Origin of the sequence: Pseudomonas marginalis, from assembly GCF_008692035.1 — a bacterium.
GTDB lineage: Bacteria > Pseudomonadota > Gammaproteobacteria > Pseudomonadales > Pseudomonadaceae > Aquipseudomonas > Aquipseudomonas marginalis.
The window spans coordinates 88,517-97,468 of sequence record NZ_VTFG01000004.1 but is presented as its reverse complement, the minus strand read 5'-3'; the positions used below and the strand labels follow the sequence as shown (position 1 = coordinate 97,468).

Annotated in this window: 2 protein-coding genes; both read left to right on the top strand. The window is 61.5% G+C overall.

Annotation, left to right across the window (positions count from 1 at the left end; genetic code table 11):
- Nucleotides 1-4,791 (top strand): non-ribosomal peptide synthetase (locus tag FX984_RS31585; RefSeq protein WP_154905413.1); only part of this gene is annotated, 4,791 nt, incomplete at its 5' end.
- Nucleotides 4,791-8,909: an amino acid adenylation domain-containing protein gene (locus tag FX984_RS31580; RefSeq protein WP_146477864.1), complete on the top strand. Its 4,119-nt coding sequence runs from the start codon at nucleotides 4,791-4,793 to the stop codon at nucleotides 8,907-8,909. The genes FX984_RS31585 and FX984_RS31580, both read left to right, overlap by 1 nt.
- Nucleotides 8,910-8,952 lie beyond the last annotated feature (43 nt).

The following is an 8,952-nucleotide window of genomic DNA, read 5'->3' as shown; positions in this document are numbered from 1 at the left end:
AAGATCGCTGCCATCTGGGCCGATGTACTGCGCCTGCCGCGTGTGGGCTTGAATGACAACTTCTTTGAGCTGGGTGGCGACTCGATCATTTCGATCCAGGTAGTTAGCCGTGCACGGCAGGCCGGTGTTCGATTTACGCCCAAGGACCTGTTTCAGCATCAGACCGTACTGAGCCTGGCAGCAGTTGCCCAGGCGGGCGGGGAGGGCCTTGTGATCGAGCAAGGGCCGGTCACCGGCGAAGCGTTGCTGTTGCCGATACACCAGTACTTTTTCCAGGCAGACATTGCCGAGCGTCACCACTGGAACCAATCCGTGGTCCTGCGCCCGGGCGAACGACTGGATGGCGCGACATTGCGCACCGCCCTGGCAGCGCTGCTGGCGCATCACGACGCATTGCGCCTGAGTTTCAGCCCGCAAGCGGCCGGCTGGCAGGCTCACTACCGAGGGGTTGAAACCCAAGACGAGCTGCTCTGGCAAACCGCCCTCGATACCATTGAGGCGCTTGAGCCCTTGGGCCTGCAGGCACAACGCAGCCTGGATCTGTCAGAAGGGCCGCTGATGCGTGCGGTGCTGGTCGAGTTGCCGGATGCATCGCAACGGCTGTTGCTGGTGATTCACCACCTGGTGGTGGACGGCGTGTCATGGCGGATCCTGCTCGAAGACCTGCAGACCGCCTACACCCAACTGCAGGCTGGGCAGGCGGCTGTGCTGCCGGCTAAGAGCAGTTCGATCCAGGCATGGGGCAAGCGATTACAGGCTCATGCGCATAGCCCGGCACTGCAGGAAGAACTGCGGTTCTGGAAGGCGCAGCTGCAAGGCGTCGATGCCGATCTGCCTTGCGATAACCCGCAAGGTGGTTTGCACAATTCACTGGCTCTGAGCGTGGGCACGCACCTCGATCAATCCTATACCCGACGCCTGCTGCAAGAGGCTCCGGCGGCATACCGTACGCAGATCAATGACCTGCTACTGACCGCGTTATCCCGGGTCATCACACGGTGGACGGGCGGCGAATCGCTGTTGGTCAAACTTGAAGGGCACGGTCGTGAGGATCTGTTCGAGGACGTCGACCTGACCCGCACAGTCGGTTGGTTCACCAGCATGTACCCGCTGGCGCTGACCCCGGCCACGTCCCTGGCCGACTCGATCAAGGGTATCAAGGAGCAATTGCGCGCTGTCCCGGATAAAGGGATTGGCTTCGGCGCACTGCGCTACTTGGGCGATGACCAGGCCCGGCAGGTATTGGGCGGGCTGGCGCAGCCACGGATCACCTTCAATTACCTGGGGCAGTTCGACGGCAGTTTCAATGATGCTGCGGCACAGGCCTTCTTCACCCCTACGGGCGAAAGTGCTGGCGCTGACCAGAGCGAGCACGCCTTGCTGGGTAACTGGTTGGAAATCAACGGGCAGGTGTACGGCGGTGAACTGAACCTGAGCTGGAGCTTCAGCCGCGAGATGTTCAGCGAGGTCACCGTACAACGCCTGGCCGATGGCTATGCGCAGGAACTCAAGCATTTGATCGAGCATTGCTGCCTGGCCGCACATCAAGGCGTGACGCCGTCGGACTTCCCGCTGGCCCGACTCAGCCAGGCACAGCTGGACCAGTTTGCGTTAGCTACCGTCGATGATGTGTACCCGCTGTCGCCGATGCAGCAGGGCATGTTGTTCCACGCCTTGTACGAGCCCCAGGCGGGCGACTATGTCAACCAGATGCGCGTGAATGTTGAGGGCCTGGACATCGCTCGTTTCCGTGAAGCCTGGCAGGCAGCGCTGGATAACCATGACATTCTGCGTACCGGCTTCATCTGGGACGGGGATCTTGCGCAGCCTCTGCAAGTGGTGCATCGCCAGGTACAAATGCCGTTTATCGAAACAGAGTGCCCGGAAGGTGCCGATCAGCAGCAGCAACTGGATCAGTTGGCCGATGCGCAGCGCTTGCAAGGCTTCGCGCTGGAGAGCCCGCCGTTGGTGCGCATTGCCCTGGCGCACACCGGCCCGCAACGTTGCCATCTGATCTACACCAGCCACCATATCCTGATGGATGGCTGGAGCAGCTCCCAACTGCTCGGCGAAGTTCTGGGGCGTTACGCTGGCCATGTGCCGCAGGCTCAGGTCGCGCGTTACCGGGACTTTATCGCCTGGCTGCAATCCCAGGATAAAACCCTGCGCGAAGCCTTCTGGAAGACCCAGCTGGCCAGCTTGGATGAGCCGACACGTCTGTTCCAGGCGCTGCCTCGCAACAAGGATGTGAGGGCGTCCGGGCTGGGTGAATACGCCCATGAGCTGGATGCCGTGGGCATGGCCCGCCTCAAGGCCTTTGCCCAAGGCCAGAAGATCACCCTCAACACCCTGGTGCAGTCCGCCTGGTTGCTGTTGCTGCAACGCTACACCGGGCAGGACACCGTGGCCTTCGGCGCCACAGTATCGGGACGCCCCGCGGACCTGCGCGGTGTTGAGCAGCAAGTTGGGTTGTTCATCAATACCTTGCCAGTGGTAGCAACTCCTCGCCCGGATATGCCCGCGTCGCAATGGATGCAACAGATCCAGCAACAGAACCTTGCGTTGCGCGAGCATGAACACACGCCGTTGTTCGAGCTGCAACGCCTGGCCGGGCTGGGGGGCGAGGCGTTGTTCGACACCATTCTGGTGTTCGAGAACTACCCTGTATCGGAGGTGCTGGAGCAGGGTGCCCCGCAAGGGGTGCGGTTTGGCAGTGTCAGCAGCCGGGAACAGACGCACTATCCGCTGTCGATCGCCGTCGGTGTCGGCGAAACCCTGACGTTGCACTACAGCTATGACCGCAGTGAGGTCGACGGCCCCACGGTTGAACGTCTCAACCGGCATCTGCTGCACCTGTTGGCAGAGCTGGTCGCCAAGCCCCATGCGGCTCTGGCACAGTTGACGTTGTTGACAGAGTCGGAGCACCTGGCCCTGCTGGAGCAAGGCAACGGGTTGCCGAGCGAGACCTCTTGGCAGTCTGTCCAGCAGCAATTCGAACAGCAGGTGCGCCGCACGCCACAGGCAACCGCTGTGATCTTCGGCGAGCAGCAGTTGACCTACGATGCGATGAACCGACGTGCCAATCGCCTGGCGAATGGGCTGATCAAGCAAGGTGTAGGCCCGGATTCGCTGGTAGGTATCGCGCTGGAGCGTTCTTTCGACATGCTGGTCGGGCTGCTGGCGATCCTCAAGGCCGGTGGTGCGTATGTACCGCTTGACGCCGACTACCCCGAAGAGCGCCTGGCCTACATGCTTAAGGACAGCGGCGTGAAGTGGCTACTGACTCAGTCGCACCTGAACCTGCCGTTGGCCGATGACGTGCAGTGCCTGAGCCTTGAAGGTGATCAATGCTGGTTGAGCGGGTGCGGTGAAACCGATCCGCAGGTGCCCGTCAACGGTTATAACCTGATGTACGTGATCTACACCTCCGGCACCACCGGCAACCCGAAAGGTGTGGGTGTGACACACGAAGCATTGGCGCAACGCTTGCAATGGATGCAGGACACCTACGCATTGCAGGCCGACGATGTGCTGTTGCAGAAAGCCCCGATGAGTTTTGACGTATCGGTATGGGAGTGTTTCTGGCCGCTGATCAGCGGCAGCCGGCTAGTGATAGCGGCCCCGGGCGAACATCGGGATCCGGTTCGCCTGGTGGAGTTGATCCAGGCATTTGGCGTGACCACGCTGCACTTTGTGCCCTCGCTGTTGCAATTGTTCATGGATACGCCGGGCGTCGCCCAGTGCACCCGCGTGCGTAGGGTGTTCTCAGGCGGTGAAGCGTTGACCGCCGATTTGCGCGATCAGATCCTGCGGACCCTGCCCGGCGTAACATTGCACAACCGTTACGGGCCGACCGAAACGACGATCAACGCGACCTGGTGGGCGTGCTCCCTTGAGGACGGCACCCGTTCGCCGATTGGCCGGCCATTGGACGGTGTGATTTGCCGGGTACTGGACGGTGATCTGAACCCGGTCCCGATCGGTGTTGCCGGCGAGTTGTGCGTGGGGGGAGCCGGTTTGGCGCGCGGCTATCTCGGACGTCCGGGGTTGTCGGCCGAGCGCTTTATCGCGGACCCGTTCGGCGGCGCCGGTTCACGCCTGTATCGGACCGGCGACCGTGTGCGCTGGGCCGAGGATGGCGCGCTGGAGTACCTGGGGCGCCTGGACCATCAGATCAAGATTCGCGGCTTCCGCGTGGAGCTGGAGGAAGTTCGTGCGCTGGTGCTGCTCCAGGCCGGAGTGGCCCAGGCCGAGGTCGTCCTGCGCCAGGACGGTGTTGGCGGCCAATTGATAGGCTACTACGTGGCCCTCCCAACGGTACTCGATGAGATCGATCACGCTCAGGCGTTGCGTCATGCCCTGCAGGCGCTACTGCCGGACTACATGGTGCCCAAACAGTTCGTGCGCCTGTCGCACATGCCGTTGAGCCCCAGCGGCAAACTGGACCGTAAGGCCCTGCCGGAGCCCGACAGCCATGTTTTGCAAGGTGAATATGTGGCGCCTTGCAGCGACCTTGAACAGCACCTGGCGGCAATCTGGCAAGACGTGCTGGATGTTGAGCAAGTGGGGTTGAATGACAACTTCTTCGAGCTGGGCGGGCACTCGTTGCTGGTGATCAATGTGATGTCGCGCATTCAGCTGGACCTGGGCGTGAAGATCAGCGTGCACGAGCTGTTCCAGCATGCCCAGCTCAGGGAACTGGCAGCGCATTTACAGGGTCAGGGCGGCGGCATAAGCACTGAGAAACTGTCGTTCCTAGATTCACTCCTCGACGAAATGGAGCAGCTGTAATGGACGGCCAGATGGCGTACAAAATCATGCAGCGCTTTATCGGGCTGCCGCTGGAACAGCGCAAGGTGTACCTGCAGAGGATGCTGCAGGAAGGCGTTTCGCCGGGCAACCTGCCGATCCCGAAGGTACGGCGAGAGGCGCCCTCCCTGACGCTCTCGTATGCTCAGGAGCGGCAATGGTTTCTCTGGCAATTGGATCCGCAGAGCGCTGCATACCATATCCCCAGCGCTTTGCGGCTCAGGGGGCATCTGGATGTTACGGCGCTGCAAAAGAGCTTTGAACACCTGATAGCCCGACACGAGAGTTTGCGCACGCGGTTTCGCCAGGTCGGTGAGGACATGCAGCAGGAAGTCCAGCCTGCATACCTCGTGACACTGGTGCCTGAAACCATTGATGAAAGCCAGTTGAAAGCGCGCGTCGAACAGGAAATTGCGCAACCCTTTGACCTGGAGAGCGGCCCGTTGCTGCGCATGACGCTCCTGCGTCTGGCAGAGCAGGACCATGTGCTGGTCCTGGTGCAGCACCACATCATTTCCGACGGTGGGTCGATGCAAGTGATGGTGGAGGAAGTGATACAGGCCTATGGCGCCTACACCCATGGGCGTGAGTTTGAGTTGCCTGAACTGCCAATCCAGTACACCGACTACGCCCTGTGGCAGCGCAGTTGGATGGAAGCGGGGGAAAAGGACCGCCAACTGGAATATTGGCGCAGCCTGCTCGGCGGCGACCAGCCGGTGCTGGAACTGCCGTTGGACCGGCCACGCCCGGCGGTGCAGAGTTTTCGCGGTGCTTCCCTGGACCTGGTGCTGGATGAGCGCGTGGTAGCGGGTGTCAACGCCTTGGCTCAGCGTGAAGGCGCCACCGGTTTCATGGTGCTGCTGGCCTCCTTTCAGGTGTTGTTGCATCGCTACAGCGGGCAACAGGACATCCGTATCGGTGTGCCGACCGCCAACCGTAACCGGGTCGAGACGCAGCGCCTGGTCGGCTTCTTCGTCAATACCCAGGTGCTGAAGGCCGAGGTGGACGAGCACACCAGCGTGCTGGCGCTGTTGCGCCAAGCCCGCCAACGGGTGCTGGAAGCCCAGGCGCATCAAGACTTGCCGTTCGAACAACTGGTGGAAGCGCTTCGTCCCGAACGCAGCTTGAGTTACAGCCCATTGTTCCAGGTCATGTTCAACCATCAGAACCGTGGCGCTGGCAGTACAAGCGAGCCGGGAAGCTCCGGCCTGGTGTTGGAGGGCCTGGACTGGGAGAGCCGAACCGCTCAGTTCGACCTTAGCTTGAATGTTGTGCAGGAGGCATCGAGCATTCGGGCTTCCTTTGTCTACGCGACCGACCTGTTCGACGCAGCAACCATCGAGCGCATGGCGCAGCACTGGCAACGACTGTTGAGTGCAATGGTTGCAACGCCGGAGGCCCTGGTCGACTCTCTGGCAATCCTGGCCGCAGCAGAGCGCCGGCAGATCGTCGATGGCTGGAATGCCACTGCTGTCGATTACCCCCTTGAAAAGACCGTGCACCAACTGTTTGAAGCCCACGCCGAACATGACCCGCATCGGCCAGCCCTGGTGTTTGGCGCGCAGCAGTTGAGCTATGCCGTCCTGAACCATCGCGCCAACCGCCTGGCCCATGCCTTGATCGCACGTGGTGTCGGTCCGGACGTGTTGGTGGGCGTGGCAATGGAGCGTTCCGTGGAAATGGTCGTCGCCTTGTTGGCGATCCTCAAGGCTGGAGGTGCCTACGTGCCTGTGGACCCGGATTACCCCGCGGAGCGCCAGGCCTATACGCTGGAGGACAGTGCGGTAAGCCTGTTGCTCAGCCAGTCGCACTTGAGCCTGCCGGCCGCCGACAGCGTGTTGCGTATTGACCTGGACCGCGATGAGCGTTGGCTGGACGCGTACAGCGAGGCCAACCCTGACGTAGCCCTGAGCGGTGAACACCTTGCCTATGTGATCTACACCTCCGGTTCCACCGGCAAGCCCAAGGGCGCGGGCAACAGCCATGCAGCCTTGACCAACCGCTTGTGCTGGATGCAACAGGCGTATGCATTGTGTGCCGGTGATACGGTGCTGCAGAAGACGCCGTTCAGTTTTGATGTGTCGGTGTGGGAGTTCTTCTGGCCATTGCTCAGCGGCGCGCGATTGGTGATGGCGGCACCCGGCGATCACCGTGATCCGACGAAGCTGGTGGAGGTGATCACGCGCGAATCTGTCACCACGCTGCACTTTGTGCCGTCGATGCTGCAAGCCTTCCTGCAGGACTGCCTAGTGGGCCGTTGCAGCAGTGTGCAGCGCATCATCTGTAGCGGCGAAGCCTTACCGGTGGATGCGCAACAACAAGTCTTCGCCAAGCTGCCTCAGGCCCACCTTTATAACCTCTACGGGCCTACGGAAGCAGCCATTGATGTCACCAGCTGGGCCTGCATTGACGAAGGCAAGGACGCGGTGCCCATTGGCAAACCCATTGCCAACCTGAGGTGTCATATCATGGACGCTAACCTTGAACCGGTGCCGATCGGTGTGCTCGGAGAGTTGTACCTGGCAGGCAAGGGGCTGGCACGTGGTTATCATCGTCGGCCAGTGTTGACCGCCGAGCGATTTGTCGCCAGCCCGTTCGGGGGCGGCGAGCGCATGTACCGCACTGGAGACCTGGCGCGTTATCGTCCCGATGGGGTGATCGAGTACGCCGGGCGTATTGACCATCAAGTCAAGCTGCGCGGCCTGCGGATCGAGTTGGGTGAGATCGAAGCGCGCCTGCTTGAGCATGACGGGGTTCGCGAGACCGCCGTGCTGGCGCTGGACGGCACAAAATTGGTCGGCTACGTGGTGCTCGATCAGCCAATGCCGCACTGGCGAGAAACCCTCACGGCCTATCTATCGACTCATCTGCCGGCGTTTATGGTGCCGGCCCAGTGGGTCTTGCTGGACAGTATGCCATTGAGCCCCAACGGCAAACTTGAGCGCAAGGCACTGCCGCGCCCCGAAACCGCCGTTCAGCGACGCGAGTATGTGGCGCCGCATTCGGCGCTCGAACACCAGGTCGCGCAGATCTGGCAACAGGTGCTGGGTACCGAGCGGGTTGGCCTGGACGATAACTTTTTTGAACTGGGCGGTCATTCATTGCTGTTGCTGGTGGTGAAAGAACGCCTGGCGGCTCAATGCGGGTTGATGCTCACGGTCAACCAATTGATGACGCGCCCAACCGTTAGGGCGTTGGCGGGCAGCGCGTCGGATGAACGAGCGCGCTCGCTGCTCGTTGACTTGAATGGCCAGCAGGGCGGGCCGTCATTGTTTCTGTTTCACCCGAGTTTCGGTTCAGTGCACTGCTACAAGGCGCTTGGCATGGCCTTGCGCTCGGAGATGCCGGTACAGGGCGTTATTTGTCGGGCTCTGCTTGATCCGCAAAGCCAGGTGCCGACGTGGGATGCCATGGTTCAGGACTATACCCATCAGGTTCTTGCGAGCCAGCCGCAGGGTCCGTATTACCTCGCGGGGTGGTCGCTGGGTGGGAACCTTGCGTTGCAGGTGGCTGGCAGACTGGAGGCGCAGGGGGCCAAAGTGGCGTTCCTGGGGAGCATCGATGCGCCTCCGCCGATGCATGTCACTGCGTTCTGGGACAGGGACAAAACCCTGCGGCCGGCGTTTGAATCACTGGAAGCAGGCGATAAGCGCGTGGAGTTGCTGACGGTCATGTTCCCTGACGCGGCCCAGGATATTGCACAGGCCTGGCAGGATATCGAGCACTCGGGCGCCACGGCGGACCAACGGTGGGAGGCGCTTTGCGAGTGGGGAAAGTCGGCTTTGGGCGAGGTATTTGTCAGCTTGCGCAACGAGCTGCAACAAGGCGGCGAGCTGGAGGTTTCGTGGGCGTTGAAACGCACACTCGATGAGCGCTTGAAGGATGCCGCCTATGTGCGCCTCGCTGCTCCTGTGAGTTGCTGGTGGGCTGCACAAAGCAAATCTGCCAGTGATCGGCAAGTCATCTGCACGGCACTTGAAGAGGGGATCGGCCATGGACTGGACACTTCGGTGGTCATCGATACGACCCATGATCGAATCGTCGACAACCCTGAGTTCATTGCCTCGTTCGTAGCGGCCCTGACGGCTGCCAGGCACTAGCCCGGGCGAGCACGCTTACACTGGACACCGGCCTTGCGCCGGT

What these genes read in the sequence shown, in the direction of transcription:
- FX984_RS31580 (WP_146477864.1), top strand. Translation starts at nt 4,791, where the DNA reads ATGGACGGCCAGATGGCGTACAAAATCATGCAGCGCTTTATCGGGCTG.